8 protein-coding genes are annotated in these 15,371 nt (G+C 59.2%); 7 read left to right on the top strand and 1 reads right to left on the bottom strand.

Going from position 1 to position 15,371, the window contains the following annotated elements; all coding sequences use genetic code 11:
* Nucleotides 1-80 precede the first annotated feature (80 nt).
* The 4 genes from iorA (at nucleotide 81) to ACZM8Y_RS12065 (ending at nucleotide 5,750) form a co-directional block, all read left to right on the top strand.
* A complete protein-coding gene (iorA, locus tag ACZM8Y_RS12080) occupies nucleotides 81-1,934 on the top strand; it encodes an indolepyruvate ferredoxin oxidoreductase subunit alpha (RefSeq protein ID WP_479859113.1) in 1,854 nt (617 codons plus the stop codon).
* A 2-nt stretch (nucleotides 1,935-1,936) separates the two neighbouring features.
* On the top strand, nucleotides 1,937-2,542 hold the full coding sequence (locus ACZM8Y_RS12075) for an indolepyruvate oxidoreductase subunit beta (RefSeq protein ID WP_482332075.1): 606 nt from the start codon (nucleotides 1,937-1,939) through the stop codon (nucleotides 2,540-2,542).
* A 210-nt stretch (nucleotides 2,543-2,752) separates the two neighbouring features.
* On the top strand, nucleotides 2,753-4,342 hold the full coding sequence (locus ACZM8Y_RS12070) for a sigma 54-interacting transcriptional regulator (protein ID WP_482332070.1): 1,590 nt from the start codon (nucleotides 2,753-2,755) through the stop codon (nucleotides 4,340-4,342).
* Between the two features lie 1,003 nt (nucleotides 4,343-5,345).
* Nucleotides 5,346-5,750: a Ros/MucR family transcriptional regulator gene (locus ACZM8Y_RS12065; protein WP_302552540.1), complete on the top strand. Its 405-nt coding sequence runs from the start codon at nucleotides 5,346-5,348 to the stop codon at nucleotides 5,748-5,750.
* Nucleotides 5,751-6,979: 1,229 nt separating this feature from the next.
* On the opposite strand, the gene ACZM8Y_RS12060 is transcribed toward ACZM8Y_RS12065, so the two are convergent.
* Entirely contained in the window at nucleotides 6,980-10,201 is a 3,222-nt protein-coding gene (locus tag ACZM8Y_RS12060) for a DEAD/DEAH box helicase (RefSeq protein ID WP_337430444.1), read from the bottom strand.
* A 314-nt stretch (nucleotides 10,202-10,515) separates the two neighbouring features.
* Here ACZM8Y_RS12060 and ACZM8Y_RS12055 point away from each other — a divergent pair, with 314 nt between their 5' ends.
* From ACZM8Y_RS12055 to ACZM8Y_RS12045, 3 genes are all read left to right on the top strand, one after another.
* Nucleotides 10,516-12,150, top strand: coding sequence for a peptide-binding protein (locus ACZM8Y_RS12055; RefSeq protein ID WP_482334248.1), 1,635 nt, complete (start codon nucleotides 10,516-10,518; stop codon nucleotides 12,148-12,150).
* Nucleotides 12,151-12,219: 69 nt separating this feature from the next.
* Nucleotides 12,220-14,436: a RelA/SpoT family protein gene (locus ACZM8Y_RS12050; protein ID WP_302552537.1), complete on the top strand. Its 2,217-nt coding sequence runs from the start codon at nucleotides 12,220-12,222 to the stop codon at nucleotides 14,434-14,436.
* Nucleotides 14,437-14,439: 3 nt separating this feature from the next.
* The gene (locus tag ACZM8Y_RS12045; RefSeq protein WP_308771441.1) at nucleotides 14,440-14,976 is read left to right on the top strand and encodes a DUF456 domain-containing protein; all 537 of its coding nucleotides are present in this window, start codon (nucleotides 14,440-14,442) and stop codon (nucleotides 14,974-14,976) included.
* The last annotated feature ends 395 nt before the right edge of the window (nucleotides 14,977-15,371 follow it).

Raw genomic sequence — 15,371 nt, 5'->3', positions numbered from 1 at the left:
TGCGCAGGGGCCGTTTCTTTCGGAAAACCGTGCGGCCCGGATCCGTTCCCGCCGCGCTTCAAACACGAGGGAAGGTTTTCATGAGTCATCCGTTACTGGCTGCTGAAGCGGGCGTGAGACACCTGCTTCTTGGCAACGAGGCCATCGTCCGGGGGGCGTTGGAAGCAGGGATCAATGTGGTAACCTGCTATCCGGGCACCCCTTCATCCGAGATCCCGGACACGTTCCACGCTCTCGCCTCGTGCGGCAGATACCGCATGGAGTATTCCGTCAATGAGAAGGTGGCTGTGGAAGTGGGTGCCGGCGCGGCCCTTGCCGGGGCTATGAGCATGACCACGATGAAGCACGTGGGCGTCAACGTGGCCGCCGATCCGCTGTTCACCGCGGCGTATGTGGGGCTTCCCGGCGGTTTCGTGCTGGTGAGCGCCGACGATCCGCTGTGCCATTCCAGCCAGGATGAACAGGATAACCGCACCTACGCCCGGTTCATGGGGATGCCCTGCTTCGAGCCCGCCACGGCGCAGGAAGCCAAGGATATGGCCCGTGAAGCCCTGCTGCTGGCCCGTGAGCTCCAGCAGCCGGTCATGTTGCGCACGACTACCCGCGTCAACCACCTGCGCGGCCCGGTTACGTTCGGCGCGCTCGGCGAACCGGCCCCCATCGTGCCTTTCGAGCGCAACCCCATGCGTTTCGTGCCCGTGCCCGCCGTGGCGCAGAGCCGCCATAAGGTTCTTGTCGAGCACCTTGAGAACGCCCGCGCCAAGGCCGAAGCCTCCCCGTGGAACAAGGTTTCCGGCGAAGGGCGCATCGGCGTCGTCGCCAGCGGCATCAGCCGGGCCTACCTTGCCGACGCGCTCGCAGAGAACGGCTGGGAAAAGGAGGTCAAGGTACTCGAACTCGGGTTCACGTGGCCCCTGCCGGAAAACCTGCTGGCGGACTTCATGTCCGGCTGCGATACGGTGCTGGTGCTCGAAGAGCTCCAGCCGCTGGTTGAGCAGGATCTTCGTGCGCTCGCCCAAGAACGCGGGATCGACGTTTCCATCGTGGGCAAAGGCCCGGATCTGACGATTTTCGGCGAATACTCCACGGGCGCCGTGGCCCGCGCGCTGGCCGCCGTGCTCGGCAAGGAGCCCGTGTCCGTCAGCGGTTCCGCCATCGACGTGTCCCGTCTGCCCGGCCGTCCTCCGAACCTCTGCGCCGGGTGCTCGCACCGCGCCATGTACTACGCCGTCCGCAAAGTCTTTGGCGACGAAGCCGTCTACTCCAGCGACATCGGCTGTTATACCCTCGGCATGGTTCCGCCCCTGCGCGCCGCGGACTTCCTGTTCTGCATGGGCTCTTCCGTATCCGCAGGCAGCGGGTTCGCCATGGTTTCCGATCGCCCCGTGGTCGGCTTCATCGGCGATTCCACATTCTTCCATTCCGGCATGACCGGCCTTGCCAACGCCGTGTTCAACAAGCACGACGTGCTGCTGGTGATCCTCGACAACGGCACGACCGCCATGACCGGCCATCAGCCCAACCCCGGCGTGTGCACCGCCGTCCTCGGCGAAGGCTGCAACCATCTGGACATCGAGAGCGTTGTCCGCGGCATCGGCGTTACGGACGTCGCCAAGGTCAAGCCCTTCAACATGCGCAGCACGCTGAAGACGATTGAGGAAATGAAGGCCCGCTCTGGGGTTCGCGTCATCATCGCGGAAGAGCCCTGTATGCTGTTCGCCCGCCGCACGCTGAAGCAGAACCGCCCGCAGGTGGCTGAGGTCGTCACGCAGGGCGAGGAAGCCTTGAAGTGCCTGGCCGAGCTTGCTTGCCCCGCGTTCCGTCGCGGCGGCACCGCCGAAGCCCCGGTCGTCAGCGTGGATGAGTCGCAGTGTTCCGGCTGCATGGTGTGTCTCCAGGTAACGCCCGCTATCCGGGCCCGCAAGCGGAGCTGAAGATGAGCAATCGTATTCGTATTTATATGACGGGTGTGGGTGGTCAGGGAACGCTTACCGCCACCACGCTGCTGGCCCGCGTTGCCGTGGCGCAGGGCGTCGAGGTGGTCGCCGGCGAAATCCACGGTATGGCGCAGCGCGGCGGCGTTGTGGAATCCACCATTCTGCTCGGCGGCTGGAAAAGCCCCAAGCTCGGATTTGGGGAAGCCGACATCGTGCTTGGCTTTGAGCCGTTGGAAACGCTGCGCGGCCTGCGTTACCTGAAGCAGGGGGGCGTGGTGTTTTCCAGCACGGACGCCATCCCGCCGTTGTCCGTTTCCGCCGGGCGGGAAGCCGCTCCGGGGCTGGACGCCGTGGAACGGGCCGTGCGTGATCACGCTTCTTCCGCGTGGTTCCTCCCCTGCCGCAGCATGGGCATCGAGCTCGGTTCCGCCCAGTGCGGCAACAACATCCTGCTCGGCGCGCTGTGCGCTTCCGGCCTCCTGCCCTTCGGGTTTGAAGCGTTGGAAGAAGGCATCCGCACTTTCATGCCCGCCAAGCTGGTTGACGTAAACATCAAGGCCGCCGGGCGCGGGCGCGAAATCCTCGCCTCGTCGCGGCTGTTCTAGCCGTTTGCCGGAAAGGGCGGCGCGCTTCCGGCACAAGGGAGGGCGCGCCCCCTTGCCCTTTCCGAGGCAGGCCACAAGCGCGGACAGGCCCCGGCTCCTCCGAATGCTTTTTTATGGATGAAGGGGCAGGCCGTCCCGTTTTTCCTTCACATTCATGCACCCTCACACTTGGGGCTTGAAACGTGCCTTTCAGTCCCTTTTTTGATTCTTATGTCCGAACAGCCGACAGCCGATTTGCTGGATCCCATCCCGTACATGGAAACCCTGCGGCGCATCGCCGCAGGGATGGGGCCGCAGCGTGGTTTCCAGTCTTCGCTTAACTCCTTGCTTTCGCTCCTTACCGAGCGGCATGGTTTTCTGCGCCCGCATCTGGTCATTTTCGATCCGGAAACCCGGACGCTGCGCCTCTGCGTGGCTGATGGCGCCCCCCGGAGCGCTCAGGTCGTGTATGAGCCCGGCATGGGCGTTACCGGCCAGGTTTTCGTCACGGGCAAGCCGGTTATCGTCGAGTGCCTCAAGGGGCACCCCGTTTTTCTCAGCAAATTTTTTGTGCGTACCGATGAGGAACTGTCTTCGTTGGCTTTCCTCAGCGTCCCGGTGCTCGCCCCGCAGATAAGCTGGGAGCCGGGCCGCGAGCAGGCGCGCAAGGTCATCGGCGTATTGAGCGTCGATACGCCGCGGGCTTCACGCGAGGAACTGGAGCGGCACCGTTGTTTCCTTGAGGTCGTTGCGGGGATGATTGCGGCGCAGGCCACGTATTTGCAAGACGACATGGCCCGGCAGCAGCGCCTTGCCGAGCGCCGGGGGGACAGGCCGCATGTGGCCGGGGATTTGGACGGCGGCATACTTGCCGTATCCGAGGGCATGTGCGAGGCGCTGAAGCAGGCCAGCTACGCCGGGCACGGGCGTGGCCCGGTTCTGCTCCGGGGCGAACCTGGTACGGGAAAAGCCCGCGTAGCGGCATTCATCCATACGGCAAGCGTGCGCAACGAACTGCCGCTGGTGCGTTTTTATGCGTCGCGCCTCCAGTCGTCGGGTGCCGACAGGCTGACCGAGGAACAGGCCGAACGCGAGTTGTTCGGCTACCGCAAAGGCGCGTTTCCCGGTGCCGTTCAGACCCGCAAGGGGCTGTTTGAGCTTGCCAACTGCAGTACGCTGTTCATTGAGGACATCGACAGGCTTCCCCTGTCCATTCAAACGCAGATCCTGCATGTCTTGCAGGATCAGTCCGTGATCCGTATGGGGGGCGGGCAGCCCGTAGGCGTGGACGTGCGCTTTATCTGTTCATCGGCGGCGGATTTGGAATCTTTGGTTGCCCAAGGCGCCTTTCTTGAGGACTTGTACAATCGGATCACCGCGTTTCCCATTACCCTGCCTCCATTGCGTGAACGTCCTGAAGACATCCTTCCGTTGGCGGATATGTTCCTCAAGGCGTCCGCCGAGGCTATGGGGCGCAGGGTGGAGCGCATTTCGACGCCGGCGCAGGAACTTCTCCTGCAATACCCGTGGCCGGGCAATGCCGGGGAGCTGGCCCAGTGCATGAAGCTCGCCGTACAGGGATGCGACGATCTCGTCCTGCGCGCCGCCCATTTGCCCCAATTCCTCCAGACGTCCGGGGACAGCCGGACGGCGTTGCCGTTCAACGATGCGGTGGCGCGCTTCGAGCAGGAACTGCTTATCGACGCCCTACAGCATGCGCACGGCAATATGCTGCAGGCCGCCAGGGATTTGCAGGTGAGTTACCGTATCGTCAATTACAAGGTTAAGAAGTATAAGATTGATCCCCGTTCCTTTGCCTGACATGGCCAGAGTCTGGCGGAGCATAGGTTAAGGATGGGGCGGCGCTGGGGAAGGGGAGGCATCCCGGCAATTGCTTTGCCCATCGGCACGGAGGCATTGCGCCCAGCACTATAGCATGTGGCCGTTTCATCTCCACAGCCGAAAAGACACCTTTTTTCAGTTTTCCCCTTGGCGGAATCCAGAGCTGGCCTTTTGCCGGTTATTCCTTGGGGACTTCAAGGAAAAAGCATCGATCGTTTTCTATGATGCAGCCTTCCGTTTTTTCCAACGCCGCTTATAAGTTATCTTTTCCCCCGGCCCGTTGGGGTAAGGACTGGCTTTGGACGGATATATACACTCTAAAGTGAAAAGGCTCTGGGCCCCGCCGCCGTTTTCCCTTGAAGAAGCCTCCTGCAGCCGCCCCCGGTTTGGGGGCCGTGCGGGGGGCCTTTTTGTGGACTCGTCAGCAACATCTCTTTACTGCGCCCCGTTCTGCTCTTGGGAAAAGTGCAGGGCGCCGCTTACTGCCCCCTATCGGATCATCTGCCCAAGAAAACGGGGGGAGGCGTTTTCCCCGTGCAAGCTGTGATTCCTCCTGAACAAGATGGGACGGGCAAGCAGCGTTCCTCAACCATACTTCTTGATGCGGCCGCATGGAATAACCGCCTTTTAGCCGGCCTTCATGGAAAGTATATAATAAAAGGGTGCGAAAAGCAGTTGCATTGCATAGCCTCCCCGTGCGATACTGAACAATATCGTTTCAGATATGGTTTGTTGTGCAGAGATCCTGAGTACGGAATAGAGGGAAGTGAGATGCCTTGGCATCAGGGACAGTGGACGGCTGGTAGGGGTACTTTGCCGGGGGAACGGTTCCGTTCCTTTCTGTCCCCGTCCCATGTCACCTCAGGGGTGAGGAGACACGGGGGAAAGGTGTATCGGGATTCTGGGGGGAGTGGGTACAGGAGAGGTTCCTGAATCCATAGCACAACCTTTTCAGCAACTTTGTTCCGAGGAGGCATCCCTGATGGATGATCATTTGAAAGAAGCACTGGATATTGTCAAAGCACAGGCCAGCGTCCGTATCATGTCGGAAGACGAAATCATCTCTATGGTGCGCCGTCTTTCCTCCGATATTAAGAATGTTGCCGAGGGTGAAGGCTGTGCCGAGGAGCTTGCCAGCTCCGATGTGCAGAGCGATCCCCGCAAGTCCATCAAAGAAAAGTCGATTACCTGCATGGAATGCGGCAAGACATTCAAAATTTTGACGCGCAAGCACCTCGCCAGCCATAACCTTGACGCTGCCGAGTACCGCGAAAAGTGGGGCCTCAAGAAGGATACCCCGCTGGTCTGCAAGGGCCTTCAGCGCGAACGCCGCAAGAAGATGAAGGATATGAAGCTTTGGGAAAAGCGCCGTAAGGTTGAAGAATAACCATAGCCCGGTGGGGAGGGGCTTTTTGAAGGATGGAGATACCCGGACGGGTTCCCTTCCCCCTCCCCGCCGGATTTTTTGCCCCGCTGTTTTGGCTGTGGGGTTAGCGGAAAGAGGCGGCTGTCCAAGGCCGCCTTTTTGTATGGAAAGAAAGCCTCCCGGTGGGCGGGAGGTTCCCAACACCCTTACAGCCTTGCGTATGCTAAAAATTCCTTTTCATGGGTTTCGGCGTGCTGAGGGCGCGAAGCGGCCGAAACAAACGGCTGTCCGCATAACGGGTAGTTTTTTAGGCTGTGTCGTCAATTAGATATAATCTATTGAAGCTATTGGCTCTGTCATAGTATGTGGTTGTTTTGTTTTTACAGTACACTGAAAATACAGACTTTTTATCCTGCTTTCCCTTGCGGAATCCCCAGCTGAGGTATTTTCTTGGTTATTCTTTTGGAACTTCAAGGAAAAAGCATCAATCATTTTCTATGACACAGCCAAGTTATTTAACTATTTTTAATTTATAAAAAGATTATTATTAAATAATTTCAAATAGTTATATGTAAAATAACGACACAACCTAGGCCCCATAGCGAAATATGACAGCTTCATTTCCCCAGTATGGTGAAAATCAGCTCGCTCCAGCAGTTCCGCCAGCGAACCCTGTTCAGGGCATTTTGTTGGCCCCCATTGGGGACTTCAAGAAGCAAGAGATCAACCGTTTATCGTACACGGCTTTCTTTGAGGCTGTGCCATAGGAAGCGCCTGAGGCGTTATTTCTTGAAATTCCAAAGGAATAACTCATAAAATGCCCCAATCATGGAGCCTATCAGCGGAAAAATTGGATAAAAAGCCTATACTTTTCAACATGCTGCGGAAATAACACATCCATATGCCATGACAGGGCCTTCTTTGATGCTTCGGATAACCTTTTGAAGCGGCTTGAACAGCATTGGGCTGTGTTATTTGTATGTAGTTATTTAAAATAATTTTAATAGATTATATCTGATTGACGACACGATTTAGGAGCCGCAGGGATAGCCCTGCGATATTCCGCCGTTGTCTGCGCCTCCCGCATTACCCTGCAATGTCGCCGGATGGAAACGGCAGCCCCATATTGCACAGGAAAAAAGTGAAGAGGGATTCAATAAAGGGGAAAGTCTTTGAAGGGGGCGGGGGAGGTTTGGAGGGGGCGGGGGAAACTTTCTCCAGAAAGTTTCCCCCGCCCCCTCCAATCGTTTCTAAACCTCAAACAACATTTCGAGGTCTTCCTTGGTGAGGGACTTCCATGTGTCCTGACCGGGGATGACGGCCTCGGCAACGCCGCGCTTCATTTCCTGAAGCTTGAGGATCTTTTCTTCCACGGTGTTCTGGCAGATCAGCTTGTAGGAGAACACCTGACGCGTCTGGCCGATGCGGTGCGTGCGGTCGGTGGCCTGGCTTTCCACGGCGGGGTTCCACCACGGATCGTAATGGATGACGTAGTCCGCTGAGGTCAGGTTGATGCCCGTGCCGCCCGCCTTCAGGGAGATGAGGAAGATCGGGATGTCCAGGCTGTTGTTGAAGCGATCCACCTGATCGAGGCGATCCTTGCTGGTACCGTCCAGATAGCAGAAGGGGATGTCCGTCAACTGGAGCCAGCCGCGGATGATCTGCAGCATCTGCACGAACTGCGAGAAGACCAGCACCTTGTGGCCGCCTTCCACCACATCGAAGATCATATCCTTGAAGGCCTCGAACTTGCCGGAGGGCAGGCTCCCGGTGGAGAAGCCGGGCATGTCCACCTTGAGCAGGCGCGGGTGGCAGCAGATCTGGCGCAGCTTGAGCAGCGCGTCGAGGATGGACATCTGGCTCTTGGCCATGCCCTTGCTTTCGACGTCGGCCAGCACCTGATCGCGGAGCTTCCGGGTCAGGGCCGAATAGAGTTCGGCCTGCTCGTCCGTCATGTTGCAGTACGTCACGTTCTCGATCTTCGGCGGCAGATCCTTGGCCACTTCGGCCTTGGTGCGCCGCAGGATGAACGGCTTCACGCGGGAACGCAGGTATTCGAGGCTTTCGCCGTCGCCGTCGCGGATGGGCTTGACCACGCCGCGCTGGAACGCGTGCTGCGAACCGAGGAAGCCGGGCATCAGGAACTCGAACAGCGACCACAGCTCGAACAGGTTGTTTTCGATGGGCGTACCGGACAGGCACAGCCGCATCCGGGCCTTGATGGCGCGTACCGAGCGGGCCGTGATGGTGTTCGGGTTCTTGATGTTCTGCGCTTCGTCAAGGATGATCGAGTTGAAGTAGTGCTTTTCCAGCTCCTCAAGGTCACGGCGGAGCAGGGCGTAGGTCGTCACCACGATGTCGGAATCCGCGACCTTGCGGAACATCCCTTCGCGGCGCGTCCCGTAGATGATCAGCCGCTTGAGGTGGGGCACGAACTTTTCGGATTCGCGTTCCCAGTTGGGCAGCACGGACGTGGGCACCACGATGAGGTTCGGGCCTTCATGCCCGTGGTTGACCATATGCTGGATGAACGACAGGGTCTGGATGGTCTTGCCGAGGCCCATTTCGTCCGCGAGGATGCCGCCGAACCCGTACTCGCTGAGGAAATTCAGGTACGAAACGCCCTGCAGCTGGTAGTTGCGGAGGGTGGCGTTCAGGCCCTTGGGCGTGCTGACGGGCTCCACCTCGGTGAAGTTCCGCACCTTCTCACGCAGCGAGTTCCAGAAGGAGTCGGTTTCCGCATTGGGCAGGTCGTCGAGCAGGTTGTCGAGCACGGGGGCTTCAAACTGCTTGAACTGGCGCTTGGGCGGCTTGGTGGGGTCGAAGCCGAGGGCCTGTAGCTTGTGGGCCAGCTTTTCCAGCCACGATTCGGGCAGGCTCGTGTAGGAGCCGTCCTTGAGCTGCACGTAACGGCGGCCGCGTACCCATGCCTTCCAGATGCGCTCCAGAGGCAGGTGCTGGCCGTCGTACTCCACATCGATGTCGAGGGAGAACCACTTTTCCTTCTCGTTGCTCTCCACCTTGGCGGAGATGACCGGCTGCGACATGCGCACCTTGTAGCGGGTGAGCGCCTTTTCGCCGTACACGCGCCAGTTTTCCACCAGCGTGGGGTAGGAGTCGAGCAGGAAGGCGATGGCCTCTTCCGGCTCCATAAACCACAGCCGGGTGCTTCTGGGCTGGAAGTGCATTTCCGCGAGCTGCGCCATGAGCGCGGCCTCTTCGGTCTGATCGCGGCGCACGAGGAAGGTATGCCCTTCAAAGACGTAGCTGCCCGTCTGGAAGTCCGGGTTCGGGCCGGGGAGGACGAATTCGCCGTGCACCGTTTCGTAGGTGTTCTGGACTTCAAGCGTGAGCAGGCTGCCTTCCTCGTCGAGGAACAGCTTGGGATCGTAGGTCGCGGGCTGGAAGATCGGGCCCATGATCTTGAGGAATTCGTCCGGCTCGTAGAGCTCGGAGGCGGGCAGGCGCGCCCATACGCGGTCGAGGAATTCCGAAATGTTGTCCTGCGGCACCACGGGATGGTCGGCGACAAGCTGCTTCACCAGCGAGGGGGAAAGGCTGGTCTGCACCGGGTAGAAGCTCTGGTTCCAGCACACCCACAGGGGCATCTGCCCGTGGAAGGTGATTTCGCTGTCTTCTTCCGAAATGGAGAAGGGTTTCTTTTCGCCGCGCTGGAGCAGCACGTCGAAGCGCAGCCCGTCCTCGTCGAGGCTGGGGCGCAGCTTCACGGTGAGCGGTGTGCTCACGATGGTGCACGGGATGTCCGTATCCTTCCAGAACATATAGTATTCACGGCGGATAGCCCAGAAGAACCACGAAACGAGGCCCTCCGGGATTTCAATCCTGTGCCCGTAGTAGTCGAGGTAGTGCCCGATCTGGCGGGCGACCTGCAGGAGCTGGGGAGACTGGTCGCACCACTCCGGATTGCGCAGGATCTGTTCCAGCGACGTTTCCTGATGGACGGAGGACAGGCCGGTCTTGTTCTGCCGCGCCCGGAAAAGCGCCACGATGAGGCGGCCCGGTTCGGGATAAAAGCGGAAGATGAAGTAGTGGCGTCCGGTTTCCGGCTCCAGAGAGCTGGAGAAGAAGCTGCGGAAGCTCTGGCGCCATTCGGTGTTGAGGCGCTGCGGCTCCTCCGGCGCGCCATAGTCCTTGTCGAGATCCGCGAACATCTTCAAGGCGGTGGCGGCCACATGACGGCAAACGCCCATGAACGCTTCATGGCAGTTGCAGTTATACGAAATCTGGGAGTCCCCCGGATTCAGCAGCAGGTGGGGCGAATAGTTCTGGAAGTCCTCGCCCTGGACGATGCCTTCCACGTCCCAAGTATCGCCCTCCTTGCGGATGGTCAGCTTGTGGACGCCGCCGCTGTTCAGGATTTCCTGCCCCGTATCCTTGATGTATTCGGGCACGGAATCTTTCAGGAAGCCTTGGATCATGGCCCTGGCGGCATTTTCCTCACGTACGTTCATTTTTTCGGATGTCCTTGCTTCTGTCATGGCACTTTTAAACAGCGTATCCTTGTTTGTTGTGCATAAGCCTCATCAAAGCGGCAGATCCCTTGCCGACAGTTCGTCTATGGGTACGGATGCTTGCGGCATAACTGATAAAGTGGGATGGATACCCGGCAGAACGATGCGCTCCGCAGATGCGGAAGGGGATGCACGGAAGTATAAGCGACGAGTCTTATATTATCGTTGTATGCCAAGAATCGTCTGTTTTCAAGGGTACGCAAGTATGTTATGGGCATTTTCGAGAAAATATTTACAACTGACCCGGAATGCGTATGAAAAAGAGCTTGTTGATTCTGTTTTTCACCTTTTGGGCGCTGTTTTTTGCGGCGTTCCGTCCAGCCATGCCCTTTGCGGAGGAAGCGGCGGCCCCACCGGAAGGCGCCCCGGTCACCGGAGGGCGTATCCTGATGGGCACCATCGGCGAGCCGTCCAACCTCATCCCTTATATGGCGTCCGATTCCGCTTCGAGCGAGATCACCGGGCTCCTGTATGTGGCTCCGCTCAAGTACGACAAGGATCTGAATGTGGTTCCGTGGGCCGCCGCTTCCTATGAGGTGCTCGACGGCGGCAGGCTCCTCCGCTTCGTCCTGCGCGACGATATCCGTTGGGAGGACGGCGCGCCCCTGACGGCGGACGATGTGGAATTCACCTACAGGCTCATGATCGATCCCAAGACGCCAACGGCCTATTCCGGGGACTTCCTCGCCATCGAATCCTTCAGGAAGACAGGGCGGCTGTCGTTCGAGGTGCGTTATGCCAAGCCTTTCGCCCGCTCCCTGATGACATGGATGGGGGCCATTCTGCCCAAGCACGTGCTTGAGGGGCAGGATATCATGACCTCTCCCGCGGCCCGCAAGCCCATCGGCGCGGGGCCGTACCGGCTTGCCAAATGGGACGCCGGTTCCATGCTTACCCTTACGGCTTCGGATACCTATTTCGAGGGCCGCCCCAATCTGGATGAGGTGGTGTACCGGATCATCCCCGATCCTTCGACCATGTTTCTGGAGCTGAAGGCCGGAAAGCTGGATATGATGTCCCTTTCCCCCCAGCAGTACCTGCGCCAGACGCAAGGGCCGCAGTGGGAACGGGATTGGCGCAAATACCGCTACCTGTCGTTCAGCTACACCTTCCTCGGGTTCAATCTTCAGCATCCTTTCTTTAAGGATGTGCGCGTCCGCCGGGCCATTTCGATGGCCATCGACCGCCAGTCGCTCATCGACGGCGTGCTGCTCGGGCAGGGCGTGCCCACGGTGGGGCCGTACAAGCCGGGGACATGGGCCTACAACGACAAGCTGACGCCGGTTCAACAGGATGTGGACGAGGCCCGCAGGCTGTTGGCCGAGGCCGGCTGGAAAAAGGACAAGGACGGCCTCCTTGAGCGGGACGGCAAGCCGTTCCTGTTCACCATCCTCGTCAATCAAGGCAACGATTCGCGCATCAAGGCGGCGATCATCATCCAAAGCCAGCTCAAGGCGCTGGGCATCACGGTGCATATCCGCACGGTGGAGTGGGCCGCCTTCATCAAGGAGTTTGTCAATAAAGGGCGCTTCGACGCCATCATCCTCGCGTGGACGATTACCCTCGATCCCGACATCTATGACGTATGGCACTCTTCACGGGCCAAGCCCGGCGGGCTGAACTTCACGGGCTACCGCAACGCCGAGGTCGACAAGCTGCTCGTGGAGGCCCGGAGCATGGCCGATCAGGATCGCCGCAAGGAGCTTTACGACCGCGTGCAGGAGATCCTTGACGCCGAACAGCCCTACTGTTTCCTCTACGTCCCCTACGCACTGCCCATCGTGCAGGCCCGGTTCCAAGGCATCAAGCCTGAGCTGAACGGCATCATGTACAATTTTGATCGCTGGTGGGTTCCCAAAGACTTGCAGAGGTACAGCGTTCGGCCTTAGAGTTCGTATACCGCCGCACAAAACCTTGCGCGGCGGTGATCATGCACCATCAGCCCACAGGACGAGTCCATGAGTACAGTTGAAGCTCCTGCCTCCCATCTTCCCCTGCCGATGCAGAACATCCTGAGCCGGCTGGCTGCCAATTCCACGGAAGCGGAACAGGCGCTCGTACGCAAAGCCTATGCTTACGCAGCGGCGGCCCATGCCGGGCAGGTACGGCTTTCCGGCGAACCCTATCTCTCGCACCCGCTGGCCGTGGCCGAAGTCCTTGCCGAGCTCGGCTTCGACGCCCATGCGGTGGCTGCCGGGCTGCTGCACGATACGGTCGAGGATACCAAAGTCACGCTTGAAGAGGTTGACGCCGAATTTGGCGAACAGGTCGCCGACATCGTGGACGGCGTGACCAAGATCAGCATGATGACGTTCGACAGCAAGGAAGAGCAGCAGGCGGAGAATATCCGCAAAATGATCCTTGCGATGTCGCACGACATCCGCGTGCCCATCGTCAAACTGGCTGACCGCGTGCACAACATGCGGACGCTCGATTTCCAGAAGGCCCACAAGCGGCAGCGCATCGCGCAGGAGACGATGGACATTTACGTGCCCCTCGCCAACCGCCTCGGCCTGCACCGGATCAAGCTGGAACTTGAGGGCCTGAGCTTCAAATACATACACCCGGACGTCTACGCCCAGATTTCGGACTGGCTGGAAAGCAATCAGGTCGTGGAGCGCCAGCTCATCGCCAAGATCATCGCCAAGCTGGAAGGCATCCTCAGCTCCAACCAGATCGAAGGTACGGTTTGGGGCCGCATCAAGCATATCTACAGCATCTACAAGAAGATGACCGAGCAGAACCTGACGCTTGACGATATGCACGACATCCTGGCTTTCCGCGCCATCGTCAAGGATGTGCGCGACTGTTACGCGGTGCTCGGCCTTGTCCATGCGCAGTGGAAGCCCGTGCCGGGCCGCTTCAAAGACTATATTTCCATGCCCAAGGCCAACGGCTACCAGAGCCTGCACACCACGGTCATCGGGCCGGAGGGCGAGCGGATCGAAATCCAGATCCGTACCGAGGAGATGCACCGCCTTGCCGAGCACGGCGTGGCCTCGCACTGGCTGTATAAGGAGCGCCACCACGCGGTCAACGTCAAGGACGCCCCGGAATTTGAATGGCTCCGAGAGATCGTCAACCGGCAGGGGCAGGAATCGGACTCGAAGGAATTCATGCACACTTTGCGCATGGATCTCTTTAAGGATGAAGTCTACGTCTTCACGCCCGCGGGCGACGTAAAGGAACTCCCCGAAGGCGCGACGCCGCTGGACTTCGCTTTCCTCATCCATACGCAGGTGGGCAGCCAGTGCGTGGGCGCGAAGGTCAACGGCAAGCTGGTTCCGCTGAATACCGCGCTCAAGAGCGGCGACACGGTGGAAATCATCACCGACAAGAACCGCCATCCGAGCCGGGACTGGCTCAAGATCGTCAAAACCGCCAAGGCGCGCAGTCGCATCCAGCAGTACCTGCGTACCGAAGAACGCGCGGCGGCGATGGGCCTTGGCCGTGAAATGCTGGAAAAGGAAGCCCGCAAGTCAGGCATCAACCTGAGCAAGGCCGAGAAGGAAGGGCACCTGAGCACGCTGGTGAACAGCCTTGCCGCCGGGTCAGTGGATGAGCTGATGGCCTCCATCGGGTACGCGCGCTTCACGACCAAGCAGGTGGTGAAGCGTTTGCAGTCCATCGTTTCGCCGCCGGAGATCCTCGAAACGCCCGATGCCGTGGACACGGTCGTCTCCCACCGCAAGCGCAAGGAGCAGAGCCCGCCTCCCCCGCCCAAGACGGGCGGCATCTCCGTGCGCGGCGTGGACGATATGATGGTCCGCATCGCCCACTGCTGCAACCCCGTGCCCGGCGATTCCATTGTGGGGTTCATCAGCCGCGGGCGCGGCGTGATCGTCCATACGGCGACGTGTCCGAACATTCAGGAGATGGAGCCTGACCGCCTCGTTTCCGTGCAGTGGGACGGCCATGAGACGCAGCCCTTCCCGGTGCGTATCCATATCATGGCCCGCAACCAGAAGGGGTCGCTGGCGGACATCGCCATCGTCCTGCGCGACGAGGACGTCAATATCGACGGCTGTCTTTTGCAGGCGCTGGTGGACGGGCGCTCCGAGATGGAAATGGTGGTGCAGGTGCGCGACGTGGCGCATCTTTACCATGTCATCGACCGATTGCGCCATTTGCCTTCGGTCATGGAAGTGCTGCGCAAGACGGCGGACGAGGAGTAGTGCGTGGAGGTTCTTTTTCCGACCATCTTCCTCGTCCTGCTCGGTTTTGTCCTTTTGCTGAACGTGATCACGCTTCCCGCCAACTGGATCATGCTCGGCCTCATCGGGCTTTGGAGGTTTGCCTACCCCTCCCCCGGAGACATGGGGTTTTTCTTCTTCGCCATGCTTGTCGGCCTTGCCCTGTTCGGTGAGGTCATCGAGTACATTGCGCAAGGCTGGGGGAGCAAGAAATACGGTTCGAGCACCAGCGGCATGTGGGCGGGGCTGCTCGGCGCGCTTGTCGGCGCTCTGGCGGGGCTTCCCCTGCTGTTTGGCCTTGGCGCGTTCATCGGCGCGCTCGTGGGCGCGTGGGTCGGCTGTTATCTTATGGAGCGCTGCAAGGGGCGTAACGACTACGAAGCCCGGCAAGCCGCCAAAGGCGCGCTGGTAGGCCGTTTCCTCGGCATCGTGGTCAAGTGCGGCATCGGTGCCGTCATGCTCGGCCTCACCTGCCACGCTGTTTTTCAGGTACCGGTGTATCCTGAGGTGACGACGTTTTAGGAACCGGGGGAAGGGAGGAAGAAACTTTCTATAGAAAGTTTCTTCCTCCCTTCCCCCGGACCCCCATCCCTCCATCTTCAAAGATTTTTGACTTTATCGAATCCCTATTCCGCGTCTTTGCCTCTTTTGAAGATTTGGGCGTTGTAAAACAAACGGAAGGCTTTGCCAGAGCAAATGGCCGATGTTTTTTGGGGCATGTCATAGGAAATGGCTGATGCTTTATTTTTGGCTCTGTCATAGTACATAGTTGTTTTTTTTGTTTCGGCAATGTACTGAAAATATATGCTTTTTTCTCCAAGTTTTCCGCTGGTGGGCTCTGTGATTGGGGGATTTTATTGATTATTTCTTTGGAATTTCAAGGAAATAAAGCATCAACCGTTTTCTATGACACAGCC

Source organism: Bilophila sp., from assembly GCF_057864385.1.
This window is presented reverse-complemented; position numbering and strand designations above follow the sequence as displayed.

Bases quoted from the DNA above. Each gene is read 5' to 3' on its own strand.
- iorA (WP_479859113.1), top strand. From the start codon at position 81: ATGAGTCATCCGTTACTGGCTGCTGAAGCGGGCGTGAGACACCTGCTT.
- ACZM8Y_RS12075 (WP_482332075.1), top strand. From the start codon at position 1,937: ATGAGCAATCGTATTCGTATTTATATGACGGGTGTGGGTGGTCAGGGA.
- ACZM8Y_RS12070 (WP_482332070.1), top strand. From the start codon at position 2,753: ATGTCCGAACAGCCGACAGCCGATTTGCTGGATCCCATCCCGTACATG.
- ACZM8Y_RS12065 (WP_302552540.1), top strand. From the start codon at position 5,346: ATGGATGATCATTTGAAAGAAGCACTGGATATTGTCAAAGCACAGGCC.
- ACZM8Y_RS12060 (WP_337430444.1), bottom strand. From the start codon at position 10,201: ATGAACGTACGTGAGGAAAATGCCGCCAGGGCCATGATCCAAGGCTTC.
- ACZM8Y_RS12055 (WP_482334248.1), top strand. From the start codon at position 10,516: ATGAAAAAGAGCTTGTTGATTCTGTTTTTCACCTTTTGGGCGCTGTTT.
- ACZM8Y_RS12050 (WP_302552537.1), top strand. From the start codon at position 12,220: ATGAGTACAGTTGAAGCTCCTGCCTCCCATCTTCCCCTGCCGATGCAG.